The sequence below is a fragment of the Streptococcus suis genome, assembly GCF_024509555.1.
Classification (GTDB): Bacteria; Bacillota; Bacilli; order Lactobacillales; family Streptococcaceae; genus Streptococcus; species Streptococcus suis_AD.
This window is the reverse complement of sequence record NZ_JAMWEL010000054.1, coordinates 1-596: the sequence shown is the minus strand read 5'-3', so window position 1 is coordinate 596 and position 596 is coordinate 1. Positions and strand designations below refer to the sequence as shown.

General features: G+C 44.0%; 1 protein-coding gene. It reads left to right on the top strand.

Annotation, left to right across the window (positions count from 1 at the left end; genetic code table 11):
- The coding region (locus NF418_RS10300) for a MucBP domain-containing protein (RefSeq protein ID WP_256779532.1) at window positions 1-596 on the top strand (596 nt) is incomplete at both ends.

Sequence of the window (596 nt, the reverse complement as noted above, 5' to 3'; positions counted from 1 at the left end):
AACAACGATTACTTATGTTTACCAAAAAGTAGCTAACTGGATTCCACTCATTCCGAATGTACCAGAGAATAAACGTCCTAAGACAGAATACCCATTTGACCCAACTGAGCCAGATAAGGAAATTCCGTCTATCCCAACCAACCCAACTACGGACAAACCAGTTATCCCTCATGTACCGGGCTACACTCCAGTAGATCCTAAGGACAATACACCGTTGAAACCTGTTGATCCAGAAGATCCAAGCAAGGGCTACGTTCCACCAACACCAGAAACACCAGGTGAGGATACCTTGATTCCTTACGTGCCTGTTAAGGGTGATGTGGTAATTAAGTATGTTGATACAGACGGCAATACTCTTAAGGATTCTGTTACAGATGAGGATGATGTTCTAGCAGGTACTAAGTACAACACGACAGACGAAGGCGACAAACCAACTGAAATCGTTCGTAACGGTGACAAGTACGTTCTCGTACCGTCTAAGACGACTGCGGTTGATCCAGCTGGTAAGTCAGTGGAAGAAACAGGCAACGTGGTTGAAGGTACAACAACGATTACTTATGTTTACCAAAAAGTAGCTAACTGGATTCCACTCATTC